Genomic DNA, 23,033 nt, shown 5'->3' on the forward strand with positions numbered 1-23,033 from the left:
TCCCTCCTTAATCGTCCATAACCTCTTTTGCAATCTCTGTATTAACTAGAACATCATATGGAGCTTCCTCTGGTAATTCACCTGCTTCATCCATAATCGCTTTGAGATTATCCCATTCTTCTTCATCTAGAATTGGATCTGTAGCAAAAGAACCTTGTTTTTTGTAACGTTCTACAGAAGATGCAATCATATCCAGTTCGGTATCTTCAAAGTAAGGCTGGATAACCTTAGCGATTTCTTCTGGACTGTTTTCTTCCACCCATTGTTGTGCTTTGTAAACAGCACGTGTAAAAGCTTCTGCATGGGCGCTATTGTCTTCAAGAAAGCTTTCTTTTGCCATGAAAACTGTGTAAGGCACTTTCCCAGATTGCTCTCCAAACGAGGCGATGACGTGTCCTTTGCCTTCTTTTTCAAACACACTCGCAGTCGGTTCAAACAACTGGACATATTCAGCGTCCCCCGAAACAAAGGCACCCGGGATGTTGGCGAAATCGATGTTCTGTCTTAAGTCGAGATCCTGGTGGGGGTCAATATTATGCTGCTTCAGCACATATTCTCCGACCATTTGCGGCATTCCCCCTTTACGCTGACCTAAAAAGGTGCTGTTCTTTAAATCATCCCAGGAGAAGTTAGGCTTTTCTTCCTTTGCAACCAAAAATGTACCATCGGTTTGTGTCACCTGTGCGAAATTAACGGCGAAATCTTTCGGGTTTTGTCCGTAAACATATACGGACGTTTCAGAGCCGACCAAAGCGACATCAGCCCCTCCGGATAGAAGTGTCGTCATTGTTTTATCCCCGCCCCAGGTTGTTTGCAGTTCAACATCGAGTCCTTCTTCTTCAAAAAATCCTTTTTCTAAGGCAACATACTGCGGTGCATAGAAAATTGATCGTGTGACTTCAGCGATTGTGATGGAGGTGTTTTCTTGTGTCTGACAGCTTGCCAAAATAAACAGCGCAGTCATTAATAAAAGGATATATTTTATTCCTTTCTTCACGTTATCCAATCCTTTCAGCTTGGTTTTGTTTGTCAGGATAGTTTATGTGAGGGTGAAAAATGTGTGAACGCCTATATGCTACAAAAGCTTAAGCACCTTGTTTATGATATGGGGGTTGGACATTGAAAAGGTGAGCAGGGTACATACTGAAAGCTGTGGTTATAACGCTTGTTCTATAAATAAAACCAGCCCCGGGCCGAATTGTGCGGCCCGGGGCTGGTTAATGCTAATTATATAAAACCCTCTTGGGATGAGGTCGTTGGGTTAAGGCCTGTAAATAGGCCCTGCTTGAGCGATGTCGTTTCCAGCATGCTTAAACTGTTTAAAGTTTTCATGGAATTTCCGAGCTAGTTCTTTCGCTTGGGCATCGTAAGCTTTTGGATCTGACCAGGTATCTTTCGGAATGAGTACCTCATCTGGAACACCAGGGACGTGCATTGGTATTTCCAGACCAAAAACGTCATCCTGGACGACTTCAACAGAATTCAGTTCTCCTTCAAGTGCTGCATGCACCATTGCGCGGGTATAAGAAAGCTTCATCCGTTTCCCAATGCCATAAGGTCCACCAGTCCAGCCTGTGTTTACGAGGAAAACACTTGAATTGTATTGATCAATTTTTTCACCCAGCATTTCAGCATAGGTGGATGGGGCAAGTGGTAAAAATGGTGATCCGAAACATGTTGAAAACGTTGCTTCTGGTTCTGTAACACCGCGCTCTGTTCCAGCAAGTTTACTTGTGTACCCGCTTAAAAAGTGATACATCGCCTGCTCTTTGGTCAGTCTGCTGATGGGCGGCAATGTGCCGGAAGCGTCTGCTGTCAGGAAAATAATCGCATTTGGGTGACCTGCAACACTTGGTGTGACAATGTTATCTATATTCTCAAGTGGATAGGCGGCGCGTGTGTTTTCAGTCATGGACGTATTGTCATAATCCGGCAATCTGGTTTTGTCGTTGAGCACAACATTTTCCAGAACCGTTCCGAAACGAATCGCCTGATGAATTTGTGGTTCCTTTTCGGGGGAGAGGTTGATGCATTTGGCATAACAGCCTCCCTCGATGTTAAAGACACCATTTGGACTCCATCCGTGTTCATCATCACCGATCAAACGACGGTATGGATCGGCGGAAAGGGTTGTTTTACCGGTTCCTGAGAGTCCGAAGAACAGGGCAACATCACCTTCTTTTCCAACATTGGCTGAGCAATGCATCGGCATAACATTTTTTTGTGGGAGAATATAATTCATAACTGAAAAAATAGACTTCTTTATTTCTCCTGCATATTCAGTACCCCCGATTAACACCACTTTTCGTTTAAATGAAATGATGATGAAGGTTTCTGAATTTGTTCCGTCGACTACAGGATCAGCTGTAAAGGAAGGGGCGGAAATAACCGTGAACTCTGTTTTATGCTCGTCATATTCTTCTTGAGATGGTACAATAAATAGCTGACGGGCAAATAAATTATGCCAGGCATACTCATTAATAACTGTAATGGGCAATCTGTATTTTTGGTCAGCACCTGCAAACCCTTTAAAAGAAAACAATTCATTCTGTTTCTGCAGATGATCGGTTACTTTATTGTAAAGCTGATCGAAGGAAGCTTCATCAATCGGCTGGTTAACCGGGCCCCAATTGACAAGCTCTTCGGTTGTTTCATCTTTAACGATAAATTTGTCTTTGGGTGAGCGTCCTGTATATTTCCCGGTTGTTGCACGTACTGCTCCAGTAGCGGTCAGGATACCTTCTTTGCGTTCAAGAATCTTTTCAATCAGGTGTGACACAGATGCATTCTTATGCAGCGTGTTATGATTAAGCAATTGCTCAAGCCTTAAAGACTCTACTGTTTCCATGAATTCAAAACCTGCCTTTTTAGGTAATTGTATGTGAATAATTATAACATACAGACACAAACCAGAAATTCTGATATTAGTATAACACATTACACGATATAGTCCATACTAATATTCCATTTTATACAAAAAAATCAACAATGTGAATACCGTCGAAAAAAGTTGACACTCCTGTCAGCTTTCGATAGCATAAAGAACGAACGGATAACCTCTTATTCAGAGTTGGCGGAGGGACTGACCCGATGAAGCCCGGCAACCATCACGATTGTGAACAGGTGCTAACTGGTGCAAGGATTTTGTCCTTGAACAATAAGAGCGAAAGGCAAACTCAACCCTTTCCTCTTCATGTGGAAAGGTTTTTTGTACGATAGATCCCTGATGGAGGCGTTCCGTAATTCATACAGAAGGAGGGTTTTAGCCACATGGCTAAAAATCGCCGTTTATTTACATCGGAATCTGTGACTGAAGGTCATCCCGATAAGATGTGTGACCAGATCTCAGATGCGATACTTGATGAAATTCTTAAAAAAGATCCTAAGGCACGTGTTGCCTGTGAAACTGTCGTCACGACCGGACTTGTTCTTGTCTCTGGTGAAATTACGACCCATACTTATGTGGATATCCCCGCATTGGTCAGACAGACCGTTAAAGAAATTGGTTACACACGAGCTAAATATGGTTTTGATGCAGATACCTGTGCGGTACTGACAGCAATTGATGAACAATCACCTGATATTGCAGGAGGTGTTGATCAAGCATATGAAGTAAGACAAGGCCAATTAACCGATGAGGAGATTGCTTCTATTGGAGCGGGTGATCAAGGTTTAATGTTCGGCTATGCCTGTGATGAAACTGAAGAATTAATGCCGATGCCTATTGCGCTTGCACATAAATTGTCCAAACGGCTTTCTGACGTCAGAAAAGATGGAACACTTGATTATCTGCGTCCCGACGGCAAGACACAGGTGACAATTGAGTACAATGAATATGACCAGCCTGTGCATGTTGATACGATTGTAATTTCCACACAGCATCATGAAGACATAACCCTTAAGCAGATTCATGCCGATTTGCTTGAACATGTAATCAATGAGGTGGTTCCGGCCGATTTACTGAGCGAGCAGACCAAGTACTTTATAAATCCGACAGGGCGCTTCGTCATTGGCGGACCACAGGGAGATGCAGGGCTCACCGGGCGCAAAATCATCGTAGATACATATGGCGGTTATGCACGACACGGCGGCGGAGCATTTAGTGGGAAAGACGCAACCAAAGTTGATCGCTCTGCAGCCTATGCCGCACGTTATGTAGCGAAGAATATTGTTGCTGCAGGCCTTGCTAAACGGTGTGAAGTGCAACTGGCTTATGCGATTGGTGTTGCTGAACCGGTTTCAATTTCTGTTAATACGATGGGAACCGGTGTCGTTGGAGAGGAAATCTTGGCTGACGCTATTCGAAAGCTTTTTGATCTGAGACCTGCAGGCATCATCCGTATGCTCGACCTCGAGCAGCCGATATTCAAAAAAACAGCAGCTTATGGGCATTTTGGCCGGACGGATGTAACATTTCCATGGGAAAAAACGGACAAGACGGATGAACTCCAAGCGCTTGTGAAAGAATAAAATACATTTAAAAAGCCTGTCCTTATATAAGGACAGGCTTTTTTCTATTTCATATAACCTTTGACCAACAGGCCCTCGATCTAAGCTATTGTTCACATTGATGTATGGGCTCTGTAGTATTCTGCGCGTGCGACGTAACTATTCCGTATGCGTTCCATTTCCTCGTAATCCGCTTCAGTCAATTCTCTGACGACTTTAGCAGGGCGGCCGAGAGCTAAGGTTCTGGGGGGATCTTTTTTCCCGGCGGCACCAAGCTTCCAGCGCCGAGAAAGGCATGTTCTCCGATTTCAGCTCCATCAAGAATCAGGGATCCCATTCCAATCAGTGCGTTTTTACGAATAGTGGCTGCATGTAATGTGACTTGATGCCCGATTGTGACATCATCTTCAACAGTTACCGGTGAGTCTGGACTCTGGTGAACTAAAGTCAAATCTTGTATATTGACGCGATTCCCAATCCTTGTTGGTGCCACATCTCCCCGTATGACAGTTTGAAACCACACGCTTGATTGTTCACCTATGTGAACATCACCTATAATGGTCGCGTTTTTTGCAATGAACGCTGTTTCGTGAATGTTTGGAAAGGTGTTTTTGTATGGTTCTATCATTTGAATCCTCCTGCATATTATGATGACTCAACTTTCGCACCAAAAAAGTCTTAATGAATTCAACGCCTATCAGGACCCGTTGGGTCTGACATATAGCGCTTGACTTTAGACTTTAACATGAAAAAACACCTCAACTTTTGGTATAGTTGATTTGATGAGAATCACATACCATAAAGAAGAGGTGCTCTCTATATGATAGCTAAAAACAACTCGAATAATCAACTGCCAAATGAAATAAAATCAACATTTAAGGAATTAAAAGTGCTCAAGCACTTGCGTAACGCTGGCATTACAAAGTCCTTTGGCTTTTCGTGTGCTTACATTTTCCAGCTAATCTTTAGTTTGATCTTTGAAAATAAAAATTGGTTTCGAACGCTGGAAGGCAAAAGAGCCGCGGATGTTCCGGCTAAGGATACTATTTACCGGTTTCTGAATCAGTCGACGTTTAACTGGCGCCGATTTTTGCTTTCACTAGTCGCTTATACCATAAGTAAGGTATCAAAGCTCACACGTCATGACCGTCCAAAAGTATTCATCTTAGATGATTCGTCTTATGATCGGAACCGAAGTAAACATGTAGAACTTCTGGCTCGCTGCTTTGATCATGCATCACAGAAAATGCGTTTTTACAAAGGGTTTCGCATGCTGACACTGGGATGGTCTGATGGTGCTACATTCCTGCCTGTTGATTTTTCGCTGTTAAGTTCGAAAAAAAGCAAGATTAATGGAATCTCTGAAAATATTGATAAACGCAGTTCTGGTTACAAGCGTCGTCAAGAAGCGTTACAAACAGCGCCGGAACAGATTCCAGGTATGATTAAACGTGCGATGAACGCTGGTATCGATGCTTCTTATGTACTGATGGATTCATGGTTTACACAACAGCCCCTTGTTAAAGATCTGACAGAACAAGGTCTTGACGTGATTGGCATGGTTAAAAAATTAAAGCAGCGTTATCTGGTAGATGGCAAACGTGTTAGTCTGGATGAATTGTATCGTATGGCTGCCCTGACTGATGGAAAAAGTGGCATTTTACGCTCCATCCACACAACGCAGGCGAATGGTGTGCCGGTTAAAATCGTGTTCGTACGTAACCGAAATAAGAAAAGTGATTGGTTGGCTATTTTGAGCACAGATTGCACATTAAGTGACCGGGAAATTATTCGAATTTATGGCATGCGCTGGGATATTGAAGTTTTCTTCAAAACGACGAAGTCACTTTTGAAACTCCAGAAGGAGTTCCAGAGCCGCTCTTATGACGCTCTTATCTGCCATACAACCATTGTGTTTGCAAGGTATATTGTCTTGTCATGGCAAAATCGTTGTAGTACAGATGAACGCACATTGGGCGGTATATTTTACGAATTATGTGATGAAGTTAATGACCTCGATTGGGCTGTGGCTTTACAGCAGTTATTCGAGCTTCTTGAAGATATCTTGAAAAAGACGAATAAGAAAATACAGCAACTCATCAAAAGTCAACTACAACAATGGATTGCGGGTCTGCCGAGTTATATCAAGGTTTACCTGCCTATTTCAGTCTGCGAAAGTTGAGTGATGATATATAGAGTATAACAAATATCCATTCATATTGTAGGATGACGAACGGAGGAAGGAACGTGTCTCATCGTGTTACAAGTACACCTGTTGGACTCATGAATGCTATCTATAGAAGAATTTTTCTATAGGTAAAACGGGATGATGTCCCCACAAGTCTCTTCACAGCATGGTGGTCAACAATCTTGTGGGTTTGTCTGGCTGGCAAGAAGTTTCTTAACCTTCAAAGCGGCGATCGGATGACACACTCGTACATTAATGGTCCTGATGTGCTTTTTTATGTAAAGCAAGTATAAATGGCGGATTATTTTTCTGATTTACAAACCCATAGTACAGCACGTTGCAAATTTGTTGATCAATAGAACGTACATAATGCATTAAGGCATCTTTTTCAGTTTTTCCGCCTGAGTGTCCATGATAAACGACAAGTACAATGGTTCCGCCGGGTTTGAGGTGCTCTAGAATACCTTCAAGCGCTAATATAGTAGATTCGCCTTTTGTTACAACTGATTTATCACTTCCCGGCAAATACCCAAGATTAAAAATGGCCCCTCCAATGCGGTTGAGTCTATCCACTGGTATATGGTTAACAAAATTGGCGTGACTGTCCTGGATAATCGTCGCATTTGTTTGGTGGGCAGCGGCTAATCTTTGAGCTGTGTTCGTAATCGCCTGCTCCTGAATATCGAAAGCGTAGACGTGTCCATTTGCACCAACCGTCTGACATAAAAACAAGGTGTCATGTCCATTTCCGCACGTTGCATCAATGGCTGTATCACCAGGCTGAAGGCTTTCCTCTAACAAAGTATGGGCATATTGCAAAATACCCTTGATCATAGTAAGCACACTTTCTTTAGTAGGTTTGGTTTCTTTAAGGTTATAGTAGCACGTCAGAGGGCGGCGGGGAAGCATTTCATGTTGGGGATGTATACCTTGACAATGCCGGAAGCTTCCATTATAATTAGCGGTACATATGTAAAAACGTTGAAGAGGATCAGTAGTAACAGAATTTGGTGAAAGAGAGGCAGTGGCTGGTGGAAACTGTCCCTGATCTGTTATGAACTCACCTTGCAGTTGCAGAAATGAACATCAGTAGTTTCTGTCGTTCGTCCGCGTTAAGGACTTAAGCGAACGCCGTTTTGGCGTTAATGTGGGTGGTACCGCGGGAACAAAATGCTTCTCGTCCCTTTTCAGGGATGAGAAGCATTTTTTATTTACCAATACAGGAGGTTGGATAGTCATGTCTTTTGACCATAAGACAATTGAAACAAAATGGCAGACATACTGGGAAGAGAATAAAACATTTAAGACAAAAAGCAGAACAGAAAAACAAAAATTTTACGCTTTGGATATGTTTCCATACCCATCAGGAGCAGGGTTGCATGTCGGCCATCCGGAAGGGTATACAGCTACAGATATTTTATCTCGAATGAAGCGTATGCAAGGCTATGAAGTCATGCATCCGATGGGGTGGGACGCATTTGGACTTCCAGCTGAACAATATGCCCTTGATACCGGCAACAGCCCAGCTGAATTCACAAACAAAAATATTGCCACATTTAAAAGGCAAATCCAAGAACTTGGCTTTTCCTACGATTGGGACAGAGAGATTAGTACGACAGATCCGGACTATTATAAATGGACACAATGGATTTTTACAAAGTTGTACGAACACGGCCTTGCTTATATGGATGAGGTTGCTGTCAATTGGTGCCCAGCGCTTGGAACAGTCTTGGCGAATGAGGAAGTAATAGACGGAAAAAGCGAACGCGGTGGGCACCCTGTTGTGCGGAAGCCGATGAAACAATGGATGCTTAAGATAACAGCATATGCAGACAGACTGCTGGAGGATCTGGATGATCTTGATTGGCCTGAAAGCATTAAAGATATGCAGCGGAACTGGATAGGGCGCTCTGAAGGGGCTGAAATCACATTTAACATCTCAGATCATGATGAAGCATTTACGGTATTTACGACCCGTCCAGACACCTTATTCGGGGCGACCTATGCCGTGCTTGCCCCTGAACACCCGCTCGTTGACCACATTACCACAGCTGAACAAAAAGAAGCGGTTAATGACTATTTGAACAAAGTACAAATGAAATCAGACTTGGAACGGACTGAATTGACGAAAGAAAAAACGGGTGTATTTACAGGCGCCTATGCCATCAAACCAGCTAACGATGAAAAAATTCCCATTTGGATTGCTGATTATGTTTTAATGACTTATGGCAGCGGGGCAATTATGGCTGTACCTGGACATGATGAACGCGATTATGAATTTGCCACCACGTTCGAATTGCCAATTGTTGAGGTGGTATCGGGTGGAGATTTGTCTAAAGAAGCACATACTGGTGATGGGGTTCTAGTCAACTCGGGCTTTTTGAATGGGTTGAATAAAGATGAAGCCATTCAAAAAATGATTGAGTGGCTGGAAGAACAAAAACTGGGGACAAAGAAAGTGACATACCGGTTGCGGGACTGGTTATTTTCCAGACAGCGTTACTGGGGAGAACCGATCCCAATTATTCACTGGGAAGATGGTACAATGACAACTGTCCCAGAAGAAGAATTACCTTTGACGCTTCCTGTCATGACTGAAATCAAACCATCTGGCACCGGCGAATCTCCGCTTGCCAACAGTGAATGGGTTCATGTGACAGATCCTGAAACAGGGATGAAAGGAAGACGGGAGACGAACACCATGCCTCAATGGGCGGGAAGCTGCTGGTATTATTTGCGTTTTATAGACCCGGAGAATCCTGATCAGTTAGCGGACCCAGGGCTTTTGCAAAAGTGGCTTCCGGTTGATATTTATATCGGCGGTGCTGAACATGCGGTTCTTCACTTGCTGTATGCCCGTTTCTGGCACAAGTTTCTTTATGACATTGGCGTCGTGCCAACGAAAGAACCATTTATGAAGTTATATAATCAAGGCATGATTCTCGGGGAGAACAATGAAAAAATGAGTAAGTCTAAAGGGAATGTTGTCAATCCGGATGATATCATTGCTTCACACGGTGCTGACACGCTGCGGTTATATGAAATGTTTATGGGACCGCTGGATGCCGACGTCTCCTGGTCAACGAACGGTCTTGATGGAGCCAGGCGTTTTCTTGATAGGATCTGGCGTCTGTTCATTGCTGAAGATGGATCCTTGGCTGAAAAAGTAAGGACTAACCCATCTGATGCCTCTATGGAGAAGATCTATCATAAAACAGTAAAGAAAGTCACGACAGATTTTGAGAATCTTCATTTTAACACAGGCATTTCTCAGTTGATGGTATTTGTGAATGAAGGGTATAAAGCTGAAGAGATTGCAAAGGATTACGTGGAAGGTTTTATTAAAATGCTATCACCTGTCGCACCGCATCTGGCGGAAGAATTATGGCATCGCCTTGGACACGAGGAGACACTCAGTTATGAGTCTTGGCCTGTTTACGATGAAACGAAACTCGTGGAAGATGAAGTTGAAATCGTGGTGCAGGTTATGGGCAAAGTTCGTGCTAAGCTGAACGTTCCTGCTGAAGCTTCCAAACAAGAACTTGAAGAACTCGCGCTTGCCAATGAAACCATTCAGGAATGGCTTGCGGGCAAAGCGATTCGAAAGATTATTGCCGTACCAGGTAAATTGGTCAATATCGTAGCAAATTAATTATGAAAAAGATAAGCACAACGTGTTATATCAGCGTAGTGCTTATCTTTTTTAGTTGAATCACTATTTCTCGTTTGGAGTGACCCAGGTTTTATAAACATTAAGCCATTCATTTTCTTCGGTATACTTCCATAATGTCTTAACATACCCAATTAACGGGCCTTGTTTGTTTGAGGCTTTGATTGGCGTCTCGCCTTCTAACATCACATCCGGTTTATTCCCTAATGACAGGACATTATATTCGGTGTTGTCATGAATCCATAACTCGTGATCGTCTTTTATTTTTCCAGAGGAAGTAAAAATCGTTTCCTTATATTTATGATCAGATAAATCTGCTGATATCTGACGTTCATAAGGTGCGGTCTGGAACGTAAGCGTAAATGGTGCCTTCAAATCTGTTTTCAGGTAATCAAGTTCTGGAAGGTCAAGTGGTTTAATCTTCTTGTTTTTGATTGTATATAATGAAGATCTTTTAAGAGCGTCATTTTCGGTTGAAGACTGCATTTGTATAAAAATAACAGGTGCGCTGTCTTCAGCTATTTGAATAGCAGTAACCTCTGGATAATAACCACTGCCGATATGTACGTATTGCTCGGTTTGTTCATTTGTAACATAAAGCGCAATATCATGGACGAATTGGGAATCTCCTTTGAGAGGATACCCTTTTAAGGAAATCTGTTCCTTGAGGCCATCCCCGGAAACATCTTCATAGAAAGTATGTAAATCAACGCTTTCACTTGGAGAGGTGGCTCCAACAAGCGAAACAGGCAGAATTAATAAGCAGCTTAGAAATACGATTTGGGTTATACGATTCATTTTAATCGCCTCCTTGTTTATTAGAGTGGCTTATTAGTTGGCAGTTATACGAATAAATCCAGTAGAAATCATCGCTGACATGGTTCTTCATATTTTTACCAAAAAGAAAAGCTTTTTTTCTATTGCTTTTCTAGAGCTGTTGGTATAAAATAGATTTTCAACAGCAATTGATGACATTAAACAGGATGTGTTGACAAAAACCGTGCTGGGTGATAATATGAATGTGCTGTTGAAGACAGCAAGGTGTTAATAAAAAGTAAAAAAAGTTGTTGACATCTTCTATTGGTTTTGATATATTAATAAAGTCGCTTTTTTGAAGAGCGCACAGCAATTTTGTTCCTTGAAAACTGAACAAACAACGAAGCAGGTGTCTGTAAAACAGATGTCAGAGGTAAGAAGTTATAAACTTTAAACCCTGAATCAATTTTTTAAGAAGCTAAGACCGTTCATCGATTGGTGTCGATGAACAACCAAACTTTTATGGAGAGTTTGATCTTGGCTCAGGACGAACGCTGGCGGCGTGCCTAATACATGCAAGTCGAGCGCGTGAAGCAGGCAATTGCCCTTCGGGGCATGCGCCTGTGGATCGAGCGGCGGACGGGTGAGTAACACGTGGGCAACCTGCCTGTAAGACTGGGATAACTCCGGGAAACCGGAGCTAATACCGGATAACACCTTTCATCGCATGGTGAGAGGATAAAAGATGGCCTTTGGCTATCACTTACAGATGGGCCCGCGGCGCATTAGCTAGTTGGTGGGGTAAGAGCCTACCAAGGCGACGATGCGTAGCCGACCTGAGAGGGTGATCGGCCACACTGGGACTGAGACACGGCCCAGACTCCTACGGGAGGCAGCAGTAGGGAATCTTCCGCAATGGACGAAAGTCTGACGGAGCAACGCCGCGTGAGTGATGAAGGTTTTCGGATCGTAAAGCTCTGTTGTCAGGGAAGAACAAGTGCCGTTCGAATAGGGCGGCGCCTTGACGGTACCTGACCAGAAAGCCCCGGCTAACTACGTGCCAGCAGCCGCGGTAATACGTAGGGGGCAAGCGTTGTCCGGAATTATTGGGCGTAAAGCGCGCGCAGGCGGTCCTTTAAGTCTGATGTGAAATCTTGCGGCTTAACCGTGAGCGGTCATTGGAAACTGGAGGGCTTGAGTGCAGAAGAGGAGAGTGGAATTCCACGTGTAGCGGTGAAATGCGTAGAGATGTGGAGGAACACCAGTGGCGAAGGCGACTCTCTGGTCTGTAACTGACGCTGAGGTGCGAAAGCGTGGGTAGCAAACAGGATTAGATACCCTGGTAGTCCACGCCGTAAACGATGAGTGCTAGGTGTCAGGGGGTTTCCGCCCCTTGGTGCTGAAGTTAACGCATTAAGCACTCCGCCTGGGGAGTACGGCCGCAAGGCTGAAACTCAAAAGAATTGACGGGGGCCCGCACAAGCGGTGGAGCATGTGGTTTAATTCGACGCAACGCGAAGAACCTTACCAGGTCTTGACATCCTCTGCCAGCGCTGGAGACAGCGTGTTCCCTTCGGGGACAGAGTGACAGGTGGTGCATGGTTGTCGTCAGCTCGTGTCGTGAGATGTTGGGTTAAGTCCCGCAACGAGCGCAACCCTTAACCTTAGTTGCCAGCATTTAGTTGGGCACTCTAAGGTGACTGCCGGTGACAAACCGGAGGAAGGTGGGGATGACGTCAAATCATCATGCCCCTTATGACCTGGGCTACACACGTGCTACAATGGATGGAACAAAGGGCAGCGAAGCCGCGAGGTGTAGCAAATCCCATAAAACCATTCCCAGTTCGGATTGCAGGCTGCAACTCGCCTGCATGAAGCAGGAATCGCTAGTAATCGTGGATCAGCATGCCACGGTGAATACGTTCCCGGGCCTTGTACACACCGCCCGTCACACCACGAGAGTTGGCAACACCCGAAGTCGGTGGGGTAACCTTTATGGAGCCAGCCGCCGAAGGTGGGGCCAATGATTGGGGTGAAGTCGTAACAAGGTAGCCGTATCGGAAGGTGCGGCTGGATCACCTCCTTTCTAAGGATATCTAGCATAGATGCCCGTCAAACGGCATCACAGCTAAATTAACGGAAAGACATCACTTCGTTTGTTTGTTCAGTTTTGAGGGAGCAAATCTCTCAAAACTTTGTACCTTGAAAATCAAATAAGAGCAATCAAGACATCAAATAAATCGTATGTTTATTCATTGAAATAAAACACGCCAGTTAAGTGAATAAGGGCGCACGGTGGATGCCTTGGTACCAGGAGCCGAAGAAGGACGGGACTAACACCGATATGCCTCGGGGAGCTGTAAGTAAGCTTTGAACCGAGGATTTCCGAATGGGGGAACCCACTGTTCGTAATGGAGCAGTACGCACATCTGAATACATAGGATGTGTGAGGCAGACCCGGGGAACTGAAACATCTCAGTACCCGGAGGAAGAGAAAGCAAAAGCGATTTCCCAAGTAGCGGCGAGCGAAACGGAATCAGCCCAAACCGGCAGGCTAGCCTGTCGGGGTTGTAGGACACACCATATGGAGTTACAAAGCTGTTTGTTAGACGAATCGATCTGGAAAGATCAGCCAAAGACGGTAACAGCCCGGTAGTCGAAAAGAAGCAGCCTCCGGTGTGGATCCTGAGTACGGCGGAACACGAGGAATTCCGTCGGAATCCGGGAGGACCATCTCCCAAGGCTAAATACTCCCTGGTAACCGATAGTGAACCAGTACCGTGAGGGAAAGGTGAAAAGCACCCCGGAAGGGGAGTGAAAGAGAACCTGAAACCGTGTGCCTACAAGTAGTCGGAGCCCGTTAATGGGTGACGGCGTACCTTTTGTAGAATGGACCGGCGAGTTACGATTGCATGCAAGGTTAAGTGGTAGACACGGAGCCGCAGCGAAAGCGAGTCTGAATAGGGCGTATGAGTATGTAGTCGTAGACCCGAAACCGTGTGATCTACCCATGTCCAGGGTGAAGGTCAGGTAACACTGACAGGAGGCCCGAACCCACGTATGTTGAAAAATGCGGGGATGAGGTGTGGGTAGGGGTGAAATGCCAATCGAACACGGAGATAGCTGGTTCTCTCCGAAATAGCTTTAGGGCTAGCCTCAAGATCAGAGTACCGGAGGTAGAGCACTGATTGGACTAGGGGCCCTCATCGGGTTACCGAATTCAGTCAAACTCCGAATGCCGGATACTTATGCTTGGGAGTCAGACTATGGGTGATAAGGTTCATAGTCGAAAGGGAAACAGCCCAGACCGCCAGCTAAGGTCCCAAAGTATACGTTAAGTGGAAAAGGATGTGGCGTTGCACAGACAACCAGGATGTTGGCTTAGAAGCAGCCACCATTTAAAGAGTGCGTAATAGCTCACTGGTCGAGTGACACTGCGCCGAAAATGTACCGGGGCTAAACGTATCACCGAAGCTGCGGATTGTTCTTCGAACAATGGTAGGAGAGCGTTCTAAGTGCTGTGAAGTCAGACCGTGAGGACTGGTGGAGCGCTTAGAAGTGAGAATGCCGGTATGAGTAGCGAAAAAAGAGTGAGAATCTCTTTCACCGAAAGCCCAAGGTTTCCTGAGGAAGGCTCGTCCTCTCAGGGTTAGTCGGGACCTAAGCCGAGGCCGAAAGGCGTAGGCGATGGCCAACAGGTTGATATTCCTGTACCACCTCGTGACCGTTTGAGCGATGGGGGGACGCAGGAGGATAGGACAAGCGCACCGATGGACGTGTGCGCCCAAGCAGCGAGGGAGTTGGATAGGTAAATCCGTCCAACAATCCCAATCTGTGATGGGGAGGGAAATTGAGTACCGAAGTGTCTGAATCCACACTGCCAAGAAAAGCCTCTAGCAAGGTCACAGGTGCCCGTACCGCAAACCGACACAGGTAGGCGCGGAGAGAATCCGAAGGTGAGCGGGAGAACTCTCGTTAAGGAACTCGGCAAAATGACCCCGTAACTTCGGGAGAAGGGGTGCTCCTTTAAGGAGGAGCCGCAGTGAATAGGCCCAAGCGACTGTTTAGCAAAAACACAGGTCTCTGCGAAGCCGAAAGGCGAAGTATAGGGGCTGACACCTGCCCGGTGCTGGAAGGTTAAGGGGACGCGTTAGAGCCTACGGGCTCGAAGCGTAGAACTGAAGCCCCAGTAAACGGCGGCCGTAACTATAACGGTCCTAAGGTAGCGAAATTCCTTGTCGGGTAAGTTCCGACCCGCACGAAAGGTGCAACGACTTGGGCACTGTCTCAACGAGAGACCCGGTGAAATTATACTATGCGTGAAGATGCGCATTACCCGCGACAGGACGGAAAGACCCCGTGGAGCTTTACTGTAGCCTGATATTGAATGTTTGTACAGCTTGTACAGGATAGGTGGGAGCCTTGGAAGCGTGAGCGCCAGCTTACGTGGAGGCACCGGTGGGATACCACCCTGGCTGTACGACCATTCTAACCCAGGGCCGTGATCCGGTCCGGAGACAGTGTCAGGCAGGCAGTTTGACTGGGGCGGTCGCCTCCCAAAAGGTAACGGAGGCGCCCAAAGGTTCCCTCAGAATGGTTGGAAATCATTCGCAGAGTGCAAAGGCAGAAGGGAGCTTGACTGCGAGACCTACAAGTCGAGCAGGGACGAAAGTCGGGCTTAGTGATCCGGTGGTTCCGCATGGAAGGGCCATCGCTCAACGGATAAAAGCTACCCCGGGGATAACAGGCTTATCTCCCCCAAGAGTTCACATCGACGGGGAGGTTTGGCACCTCGATGTCGGCTCATCGCATCCTGGGGCTGTAGTCGGTCCCAAGGGTTGGGCTGTTCGCCCATTAAAGCGGTACGCGAGCTGGGTTCAGAACGTCGTGAGACAGTTCGGTCCCTATCCGTCGTGGGCGCAGGAAGTTTGAGAGGAGCTGTCCTTAGTACGAGAGGACCGGGATGGACACACCGCTGGTGTACCAGTTGTTCCGCCAGGAGCATAGCTGGGTAGCTACGTGTGGCAAGGATAAGTGCTGAAAGCATCTAAGCATGAAGCCCCCTCAAGATGAGACTTCCCATCACTTCGAGTGAGTAAGATCCCTCAGAGACGATGAGGTTGATAGGTCTGGTGTGGAAGCGTGGTGACACGTGGAGCTGACAGATACTAATCGATCGAGGACTTAACTAGCGTAAAGTACGATGATGACTTGACCTCTTATTTGATTTTCAGGGTACAAATTTAAAAAAGAACTTGCATTTTTCGATTAAAATGCTATAATAGTTCTTGTCCTTAAAACAGCATAAAGGTCTGGTGGCAATAGCGAAGAGGTCACACCTGTTCCCATGCCGAACACAGCAGTTAAGCTCTTCTGCGCCGATGGTAGTTGGGGCATCGCCCCTGCAAGAGTAGGTCGCCGCCAGGCATTTAAAAATCCAGTATACGATTTTATTGTATACTGGATTTTTTGATATTACCGTGATTTGTAAAAAGTCCCAAGCGTCTTTTACGCTTGGGACATCGTTCATGTCAGTTCATTTTGACATGATTCTCTTTATGAACTGCTATTTTGTCCTGAACCCATTTGAGAAACGAAAGGCATCATTTTGCTTACAGTTTGTCCGAGGTTTTGATTGTTTTTAGTCATCGTGTAAAAGGTTGCTGCACCTACACCAACAGAGGCGACGATTGGAAGCCACATTCCTTTTTTCTGCATTTAGCAATCAACTTCCTTTCCATTGAGGATCCTATTTGGCCGGACAATTATAGCTTGACCTTCTGGCGCTCACTTCACTCATGGCATCATATGTTATATTTTGCAGAACATGGTGCATCGATGTAAAAAAACAATAACAGTAATGGACACGTAAATGTGATAAAATAACAATGATTGAATATAATAGATGCAGGTGAAATAATGTCGAACAATATCGTTAGAGGAACCATGTTGCTCACTGGGGCAACTTTTTTATCTAAATTTCTGGGGATGATTTACGTAATCCCTTTTCAAGAGCTCGTGGGTGAAACAGGTGGTACATTATTTAATTTTGCTTATACACCGTATAACATATTTCTGAGTATATCCACGATTGGTGTTCCATTAGCCGTTTCAAAATTTGTATCAAAATATAATTCGCTTGGGGATTATCAAACAGGTATGCGCATGTTTAAATCAGGCATGGTGTTAATGATGGTCACAGGGATTGTGGCCTTCCTAACCATGTTCTTAAGTGCTGGATGGCTGGCTGGGGTCATCATTACAAGCGAGGACGCCTCGAAGGTTACAACTGCTGATGTCGTTTTGGTTATGAGGACGGTCAGTATTGCCTTAATTATTATTCCGGCAATGAGTATTGTCAGGGGATTTTTTCAAGGATATCAATCAATGGGCCCCACTGCAATTTCCCAAGTTGTCGAGCAAATTATAAGGATTCTTTTTCTTCTCGCATCTGCATTTGTAGTTGTTAAAATACTTGGGGGGAAATTGTAACGGCAGTTGGGTTCGCAACATTTGCCACATTTGTTGGTGCCTTGGCCTCTTGTGTTATATTATGGTTGTACTGGCATAAACGCAAAGATCAGATCAAAGCACGGGCAGCAAAACAGCAAAAACCGGCTGCGGCAATCCCAACGAAAGATTTGTTTAAAGAATTATTAGGTTATGCAGGTCCATTTATTATTGTTGGTTTAGCCACGTCTTTGTATCAAATCGTTGATATGTTTACGTTTGAACGTGCAATGACAGACATAGGCGCAAGTGAAAGTGTTTGGCAAACCGCTTATTCAGCATTTAACTTTTACGGACATAAACTAGTCGTTATACCTGGAACCATTGCAACAGGCTTATCTTTGGCAATGTTACCTGCCTTGACGAAATCATTTACTGAAAACAACCGAAAACAGGTCTTTCAGCAAATCAATCAGTCTCTGCAGATCATATTTGTTCTTGTTATTCCGGCCGCAGTTGGTCTGACGGTGTTATCAGATGTTGCCTATGGTGCGTTATATGGGATGACAAATCTTGACATCACCGGTAATATTCTGGCATGGTATGCCCCTGTTGCCTTGTTTTTCTCATTATTTACAGTGACAGCATCTATTTTACAAGGCATTAACCAGCAACGCTTCACGGTTGTGAGCCTGGGTGCAGGGTTACTATTGAAAATACTGTTCAACGTATTCTTGATTCATACTTTTGGGGCAAAAGGTGCTGTTTTCGGAACAGCAATTGCCGCAATCACAGCGGTTATGTTAAATCTTTGGCGCATAAAAACTGCTATTGGGTTCCCGTTCAAACCCCTCATCAAACGTGCTGCACTTGTGTTGATTTTTTCAACAGTAATGACGGTCGTTATATTTATCCTAAAATGGTTGGTAGGTATGTTCGTTGATTATGAAGCCTCAAGAAGCGGTGCTGTAATTATGCTGGTCATCGGGGTAGCAATTGGCGGCGGAATTTATTTATGGCTTGGTTATGCATCTACATTGCTTGAACGGACACTTGGCAATCGTATTAAAGTGCTGGATCGTATTTTCAAACGATAGGAGGGTGTTTGTATGCGACTTGATAAACTCTTGGCCAATACAGGCTATGGCAGCAGAAAAGACGTCAAAGCACTCTTAAAGAAATCCATGGTGATGGTGAATGACACTCGGGTAAAGAATGGCAGCATTCATGTAGACCCTGAGCAGGATTTTATTCTGGTGGAAGGCGAACCGGTTGTTTACGAAAAGTATATTTATCTCATGATGAATAAGCCAAAAGATGTGATCAGTGCGACAGATGATCTTCGGGATCGAACAGTCATTGATTTACTGCCTCCTGAATATCACCTGTATAAACCATTTCCGGTTGGGAGACTTGATAAAGATACTGAGGGATTGCTTCTAATTACGAATGATGGTCAATTGGCACACCAATTAACAACACCTAAAAATGACGTCCCCAAAACGTATTATGCCATTGTTGAAGGACGCGTAACAGAACAGGATGCCCATGCATTTAGTAAGGGTGTCACATTGGACGATGGCTATGAAACAAAGCCCGGGAAACTTGTTGTGTTAAGCAGAGGTGATATTTCCCATATCGAACTGACGATTACTGAAGGAAAGTTTCATCAGGTAAAGCGAATGTTCGAAGCAGTTGGAAAGAAAGTTGCGTATCTTAAGCGGTTGAGCATGGCTGATTTGCATCTGGACGAAGCACTCGAACCCGGTGAATATCGCCGTTTGACAGAGCATGAGTTGAAAGAGGATTTAACGATTGTAAAACCATCTCATGAATCTTCATGAAAGCAGGGTGAACAGTTTGGGATCTGATTCTCATTATTTTATTGGCATCGGGCTAACACCAGAAGCCAGAGAAAAAGTTGCTTCCATACAAGAAGAAGTGACTCCTTATTTCTCTTATAAAACATGGACACATAAAGAGGATTTCCATATTACGCTGAAATTCCTGGGTGCAGTCAAAGCGGAGAAACTGGACCTCATTGATCGTGAGTTTAAACATATGGATCTAGGGAAGTCATTTTTTATAAAGCTGGGAACTCTTGGATACTTTGGATCACCAGAACATCCGCGTGTCTTATGGGTAGGTGTAGAAAAGAATTCAATGCTTGTGCATCTTCAGGAGAAGGTTTCAGATGCGCTTCATGCTCAAGGGTTTGAAAAAGAAAACCGCCCATATCGTCCTCATATTACTCTTGGGAAAAAGTGGGACCCCAGTACCGGTCCCGTGCTCTGCCAAAACACTTTAAAGCAGTTTCAAGCACACTTTAAGCATGATACACATATGTCAGTAGATCATATCTGTTTATACCAAATCACACCCCAATCCAATCCTAAATATACGTGTGTAAAAACATATGAATTGAAAGGGGGCGTTAATGATGGCTCAGCTCGTTAAATTAAAAGATTATATTTCACGTTATGAATGGAACGTATATCGGTATCCAAGTCAATATATCCGATTAAAGCAAGATAATTGGAAGAAGATGAAACATTCCTGGGATGCTGCAGCGTCTAATCAGAAAGAGCCAGATTCAGCAGCCCCCTCTGCCAGCCGTTTAAGTAAATGGCTCCCTTTCATGAAAAAAAACACAGATCAGAAAGCTGAAGAAATTAAATCTGAGCAAGACATACCTAATACAGAACAAGAATTGAAACAGCTCTTTCTCGATCAATTGCTTCCCTTTCAATTTAAGTGGGCGACTTCCACAGTGACAGATGTTTCGTTTGTCGATCCTGTCATTTATGATGATCAGGTACTTACTTATTTTTTGCAGCGTTTTCCGGATACGTATCTGCTGATGTATTATCCAATATTTCATATCAAGCAAGCGCCAATGGAAGGAGATATCATTTTAGTCAGCCCACTTGAGATTGAGATTATCCACTTTATAAAAGGACAATCAGGTGATGTCATTCGTGCACAAGAAGGAAGAACATGGACAGTAGAACATAACGGGCAGGAACGGACGATGCTAAACCCGGAAATTGCTTTGAAACGCTCAGAATCGATTGTTAAGCGCCTTTTAGCCGAAAGCGATATTCAGATGACAGTTAAACGTACTGTGTTAACACACGATGCGACTATTTTAACCTCACATCAGTTATACCAGACACGAGTTGTGGATGCACATTCGCACAATGATTGGTTACAGGAGAAAAGGACACACAATTCACCATTAAAAAATGTTCAATTGAAAGCGACTGGTGTGCTGCTCAAGCATTGCCTGACATCTGCTGTAAAACGTCCTGAATGGGAAAAAGATGGAACAGAATTTTCCATGAAATACGAGGAACATTAAATGTATGCACTAATTGTGAATCCAAAGGCTGGCTTTGGACGAGCCAAGCGCGTATTTAAGAAAATCAAAAAGAGTCCCTTATACAACAAATATGACTGTCAATGCTTCTTTACTGAGAACACAGGTCATGCAGAAACAATTGCATATAGGATCTCAAAACAAACGCCCTCGGTAAAATGCATCATTGTTGTGGGGGAGACGGTACGCTTCACGAGGTCATTAACGGGGTAGGTAACAATAACATTTCTGTCGCTTTTATACCAGGCGGTTCCGGCAATGATTTTGCAAGAGGCGTTCAAATTAAAGGAAACGAGAAAAGGATGTTTGAACATATTATTCAATATGGTGTTACCATACCATATTGGTGTGGTACATACGCTGCCGAAGAGACCGGTTCACGTCAATTTGTAAACAGCATAGGATTCGGTTTCGATGCTGAAATTGCCAAGTATGCCAATACATCCAAGCATAAAAATTGGTTGAGATTTTTTAGATTGGACTCATTTCGTTATGTTTTTGCACTTATACATATTTTATTTCACTTTAAGCCTTTCAATGCGACTCTGACATTGGACGGACGACGGCAGGACATTCAATCTTGCTGGATGGTTACCGTTGCGAACCATCCTTATTATGGCGGGGGAATGAAAATTATTCCACATGCCAAGATCGAGCCTGAAATATTCCCTGTACTTGTGATACATGGTATTTCGAAGTGGAAAATTCTGGCTTTATTTGTGACGGTATTTACTGGCAAACATTTATCCTTTAAGGAAGTGGATTGCCATATGGCTTCAAAAGTAGAATTTCATTCAGAATCTAAAGTTCAATATCAGGTTGATGGACAGACAGATTCATGTATGTATGGCGTGGTGGAAAAAAACAGCGACGCCACACATATAGTGGGGGACTTTGATGGGCATATGCTTGAAAAGAGCAGTTATTTTCGGTAATCTTAGTCCATGCTGCTTATTTTTTAATAGATTTGGGGAATGCACGTGAACTGGCTTAATAAAGCAATCGGAAAAGAATGGAATATTACGCCTGCAGGTGGGTTAACGGGGGATGCGTATATCGCAGAGCGGCATAATCAGCGTATCTTTCTGAAACGAAATTCATCACCTTTTCTTGCTGTGTTATCAGCGGAAGGCATTGTACCTAAACTTATGTGGACAAAGCGCTTGGAAAATGGAGATGTATTAACTGCGCAAGAATGGCTTGAAGCTAGAGAACTCAAAGCTGAAGAAATGCAGCATCCACACGTAGCCAATCTATTAAATCAAATTCATCAATCCTCTGAATTGCTTCATATGCTCTTGCGCATGGGAAAAACAGCAGTCACCTCTGATGAGACGTATCAGCGCATTGTAGGATGGTCTCAGGAAAATGGACTGCTTAAGAATTACGATGAGGTCACACACGCCATTCGTGTACTGGATGAATTGTTGCCTGCTACCCGTGGCCAAGAGCCAGTGGTGTGCCATTGTGACTTGAATCATAATAATCTGTTGCTCACTCAAACCGGTGAATTATATCTGATTGACTGGGATAATGCGATGATCGCCGATCCGGCTATGGATATCGGGCTTGTATTAAAATGGTATGTTCCAGTCCAGTACTGGGGCGAATGGCTGCAGCAATATGGCATGCAACAAGACACACAATTGATGAAGCGCATGTACTGGTATTTATTGGCTGATGCCCTGCATTATATGAACTGGCATACAATCAGAAATGAACCTCACAAAGTTGAGGAGCGTTTGGACACGCTTAAAGAGCTGCTCAGAACATATAAGTCCAAGTGTTATGAATAACCGGTGTTGTTAATAGCAGAAATCCAGTTTTGTAAGTTCGTCTGGTTGGTAGTGATGTGCTCACTGACGTTTTGCACAGAAGCCCCTTCAACACTGTAATGGTATATTTCAGGGAGTAGTTTGTTGAGCTGTGCGTCAGTCAGCTGTTCATTGGCAATCATTGATTTAACCAGTCGTTTAATTTGCTGGTATTCTGAGACTTCACCTTCGACCGATTCATGCTGCTCACTGAGCAGATCATTTAATAATATAAGTTGATCTGAATAAGATAAAGACATCAATCTCACCTCGTTGACAGTATTCACCGATTGGGGCTGAACTATGTAATATGAGGTGAATTTTGTT

16 protein-coding genes, 3 rRNA genes, 2 pseudogenes, 1 riboswitch and 1 other annotated feature are annotated in these 23,033 nt (G+C 44.3%); of the genes and pseudogenes, 14 read left to right on the plus strand and 7 right to left on the minus strand.

From position 1 onward, the window contains the following. Positions 1–7: 7 nt before the first annotated feature. Both JNUCC1_RS14455 and pckA read right to left on the minus strand, forming a co-directional pair. Positions 8–964 (minus strand): ABC transporter substrate-binding protein, encoded by a 957-nt coding sequence (locus JNUCC1_RS14455; RefSeq protein ID WP_156647142.1) that lies wholly within the window; start codon positions 962–964, stop codon positions 8–10. Positions 965–1,261: 297 nt separating this feature from the next. Beyond that, on the minus strand, positions 1,262–2,848 hold the full coding sequence (gene pckA / locus JNUCC1_RS14460) for a phosphoenolpyruvate carboxykinase (ATP) (RefSeq protein ID WP_156646109.1): 1,587 nt from the start codon (positions 2,846–2,848) through the stop codon (positions 1,262–1,264). 209 nt (positions 2,849–3,057) lie between these two features. Beyond that, a riboswitch (SAM riboswitch) is annotated at positions 3,058–3,164 on the plus strand. Between the two features lie 106 nt (positions 3,165–3,270). Between pckA and metK the strand changes: the two genes are divergently transcribed. Next, the gene (gene metK, locus JNUCC1_RS14465; RefSeq protein WP_156646110.1) at positions 3,271–4,470 is read left to right on the plus strand and encodes a methionine adenosyltransferase; all 1,200 of its coding nucleotides are present in this window, start codon (positions 3,271–3,273) and stop codon (positions 4,468–4,470) included. A 92-nt stretch (positions 4,471–4,562) separates the two neighbouring features. Here the strand turns inward: metK and JNUCC1_RS14470 are convergent. After that, a pseudogene (locus JNUCC1_RS14470) lies at positions 4,563–5,077 on the minus strand (gamma carbonic anhydrase). Positions 5,078–5,269: 192 nt separating this feature from the next. On the opposite strand from JNUCC1_RS14470, the gene JNUCC1_RS14475 reads away from it, so the two are divergent. Next, positions 5,270–6,631: an IS4 family transposase gene (locus JNUCC1_RS14475; protein ID WP_156646111.1), complete on the plus strand. Its 1,362-nt coding sequence runs from the start codon at positions 5,270–5,272 to the stop codon at positions 6,629–6,631. A 258-nt stretch (positions 6,632–6,889) separates the two neighbouring features. Here the strand turns inward: JNUCC1_RS14475 and JNUCC1_RS14480 are convergent, their stop codons facing one another. Further along, on the minus strand, positions 6,890–7,471 hold the full coding sequence (locus tag JNUCC1_RS14480) for a tRNA (mnm(5)s(2)U34)-methyltransferase (RefSeq protein ID WP_156646112.1): 582 nt from the start codon (positions 7,469–7,471) through the stop codon (positions 6,890–6,892). Between the two features lie 138 nt (positions 7,472–7,609). Beyond that, positions 7,610–7,825: a binding site (T-box leader), on the plus strand. Between the two features lie 49 nt (positions 7,826–7,874). Between JNUCC1_RS14480 and leuS the strand changes: the two genes are divergently transcribed. Beyond that, a complete protein-coding gene (leuS, locus tag JNUCC1_RS14485) occupies positions 7,875–10,289 on the plus strand; it encodes a leucine--tRNA ligase (protein WP_156646113.1) in 2,415 nt (804 codons plus the stop codon). A gap of 63 nt (positions 10,290–10,352) precedes the next feature. Here the strand turns inward: leuS and JNUCC1_RS14490 are convergent, their stop codons facing one another. Continuing rightward, a complete protein-coding gene (locus JNUCC1_RS14490; RefSeq protein WP_156646114.1) occupies positions 10,353–11,105 on the minus strand; it encodes a hypothetical protein in 753 nt (250 codons plus the stop codon). A gap of 477 nt (positions 11,106–11,582) precedes the next feature. Between JNUCC1_RS14490 and JNUCC1_RS14495 the strand changes: the two genes are divergently transcribed. From JNUCC1_RS14495 to rrf, 3 genes are all read left to right on the plus strand, one after another. Further along, positions 11,583–13,149, plus strand: a 16S ribosomal RNA gene (locus tag JNUCC1_RS14495). A gap of 186 nt (positions 13,150–13,335) precedes the next feature. Further along, positions 13,336–16,255, plus strand: a 23S ribosomal RNA gene (locus JNUCC1_RS14500). 119 nt (positions 16,256–16,374) lie between these two features. Next, positions 16,375–16,490 (plus strand): 5S ribosomal RNA (gene rrf / locus JNUCC1_RS14505). The 16S, 23S and 5S rRNA genes sit together here, the layout of an rRNA operon. A 129-nt stretch (positions 16,491–16,619) precedes the next feature. Here rrf and JNUCC1_RS18335 read toward each other — a convergent pair. Then, the gene (locus tag JNUCC1_RS18335; protein WP_197431759.1) at positions 16,620–16,781 is read right to left on the minus strand and encodes a hypothetical protein; all 162 of its coding nucleotides are present in this window, start codon (positions 16,779–16,781) and stop codon (positions 16,620–16,622) included. A 270-nt stretch (positions 16,782–17,051) separates the two neighbouring features. On the opposite strand from JNUCC1_RS18335, the gene JNUCC1_RS19325 reads away from it, so the two are divergent. From JNUCC1_RS19325 to JNUCC1_RS14540, 8 genes and pseudogenes are all read left to right on the plus strand, one after another. Then, positions 17,052–17,555, plus strand: a complete 504-nt coding sequence (locus tag JNUCC1_RS19325) for an oligosaccharide flippase family protein (protein WP_331713799.1) — start codon at positions 17,052–17,054, stop codon at positions 17,553–17,555. A gap of 65 nt (positions 17,556–17,620) precedes the next feature. Beyond that, positions 17,621–18,610 carry a lipid II flippase MurJ gene (locus JNUCC1_RS19330; protein ID WP_331713800.1) on the plus strand — a complete coding sequence of 330 codons (990 nt, stop codon included), beginning with the start codon at positions 17,621–17,623 and terminating at the stop codon, positions 18,608–18,610. A gap of 12 nt (positions 18,611–18,622) precedes the next feature. Beyond that, positions 18,623–19,357, plus strand: a complete 735-nt coding sequence (locus tag JNUCC1_RS14515) for a pseudouridine synthase (RefSeq protein ID WP_156646115.1) — start codon at positions 18,623–18,625, stop codon at positions 19,355–19,357. Positions 19,358–19,373: 16 nt separating this feature from the next. Continuing rightward, on the plus strand, positions 19,374–19,970 hold the full coding sequence (gene thpR, locus JNUCC1_RS14520; protein WP_197431760.1) for an RNA 2',3'-cyclic phosphodiesterase: 597 nt from the start codon (positions 19,374–19,376) through the stop codon (positions 19,968–19,970). Further along, positions 19,954–20,874 (plus strand): NERD domain-containing protein, encoded by a 921-nt coding sequence (locus JNUCC1_RS14525; RefSeq protein WP_156647143.1) that lies wholly within the window; start codon positions 19,954–19,956, stop codon positions 20,872–20,874. The genes thpR and JNUCC1_RS14525 overlap by 17 nt, the downstream gene beginning before the upstream one ends. Next, a pseudogene (locus JNUCC1_RS19530) lies at positions 20,875–21,155 on the plus strand (acylglycerol kinase family protein); the annotation flags it as partial. A gap of 39 nt (positions 21,156–21,194) precedes the next feature. Continuing rightward, complete coding sequence (locus JNUCC1_RS14535; protein ID WP_442915507.1) at positions 21,195–21,827, plus strand: diacylglycerol/lipid kinase family protein; 633 nt, start codon at positions 21,195–21,197, stop codon at positions 21,825–21,827. Between the two features lie 39 nt (positions 21,828–21,866). Continuing rightward, entirely contained in the window at positions 21,867–22,688 is an 822-nt protein-coding gene (locus tag JNUCC1_RS14540; RefSeq protein WP_156646119.1) for a phosphotransferase family protein, read from the plus strand. Here JNUCC1_RS14540 and JNUCC1_RS14545 read toward each other — a convergent pair. After that, positions 22,679–22,966, minus strand: coding sequence for a YtzH-like family protein (locus JNUCC1_RS14545; RefSeq protein ID WP_156646120.1), 288 nt, complete (start codon positions 22,964–22,966; stop codon positions 22,679–22,681). The two genes, JNUCC1_RS14540 and JNUCC1_RS14545, sit on opposite strands and share 10 nt — an antisense overlap. Positions 22,967–23,033 lie beyond the last annotated feature (67 nt).

The sequence above is a fragment of the Lentibacillus sp. JNUCC-1 genome, from assembly GCF_009741735.1.
Taxonomy (GTDB): Bacteria; Bacillota; Bacilli; order Bacillales; family Amphibacillaceae; genus Lentibacillus_B.

What these genes read in the sequence shown, in the direction of transcription:
- JNUCC1_RS14455 (WP_156647142.1), bottom strand. Translation starts at nt 964, where the DNA reads ATGACTGCGCTGTTTATTTTGGCAAGCTGTCAGACACAAGAAAACACC.
- pckA (WP_156646109.1), bottom strand. Translation starts at nt 2,848, where the DNA reads ATGGAAACAGTAGAGTCTTTAAGGCTTGAGCAATTGCTTAATCATAAC.
- metK (WP_156646110.1), top strand. Translation starts at nt 3,271, where the DNA reads ATGGCTAAAAATCGCCGTTTATTTACATCGGAATCTGTGACTGAAGGT.
- JNUCC1_RS14475 (WP_156646111.1), top strand. Translation starts at nt 5,270, where the DNA reads ATGATAGCTAAAAACAACTCGAATAATCAACTGCCAAATGAAATAAAA.
- JNUCC1_RS14480 (WP_156646112.1), bottom strand. Translation starts at nt 7,471, where the DNA reads ATGATCAAGGGTATTTTGCAATATGCCCATACTTTGTTAGAGGAAAGC.
- leuS (WP_156646113.1), top strand. Translation starts at nt 7,875, where the DNA reads ATGTCTTTTGACCATAAGACAATTGAAACAAAATGGCAGACATACTGG.
- JNUCC1_RS14490 (WP_156646114.1), bottom strand. Translation starts at nt 11,105, where the DNA reads ATGAATCGTATAACCCAAATCGTATTTCTAAGCTGCTTATTAATTCTG.
- JNUCC1_RS18335 (WP_197431759.1), bottom strand. Translation starts at nt 16,781, where the DNA reads ATGCAGAAAAAAGGAATGTGGCTTCCAATCGTCGCCTCTGTTGGTGTA.
- JNUCC1_RS19325 (WP_331713799.1), top strand. Translation starts at nt 17,052, where the DNA reads ATGATTTACGTAATCCCTTTTCAAGAGCTCGTGGGTGAAACAGGTGGT.
- JNUCC1_RS14515 (WP_156646115.1), top strand. Translation starts at nt 18,623, where the DNA reads ATGCGACTTGATAAACTCTTGGCCAATACAGGCTATGGCAGCAGAAAA.
- JNUCC1_RS14525 (WP_156647143.1), top strand. Translation starts at nt 19,954, where the DNA reads ATGGCTCAGCTCGTTAAATTAAAAGATTATATTTCACGTTATGAATGG.
- JNUCC1_RS14535 (WP_442915507.1), top strand. Translation starts at nt 21,195, where the DNA reads ATGTTTGAACATATTATTCAATATGGTGTTACCATACCATATTGGTGT.
- JNUCC1_RS14540 (WP_156646119.1), top strand. Translation starts at nt 21,867, where the DNA reads ATGCACGTGAACTGGCTTAATAAAGCAATCGGAAAAGAATGGAATATT.
- JNUCC1_RS14545 (WP_156646120.1), bottom strand. Translation starts at nt 22,966, where the DNA reads ATGTCTTTATCTTATTCAGATCAACTTATATTATTAAATGATCTGCTC.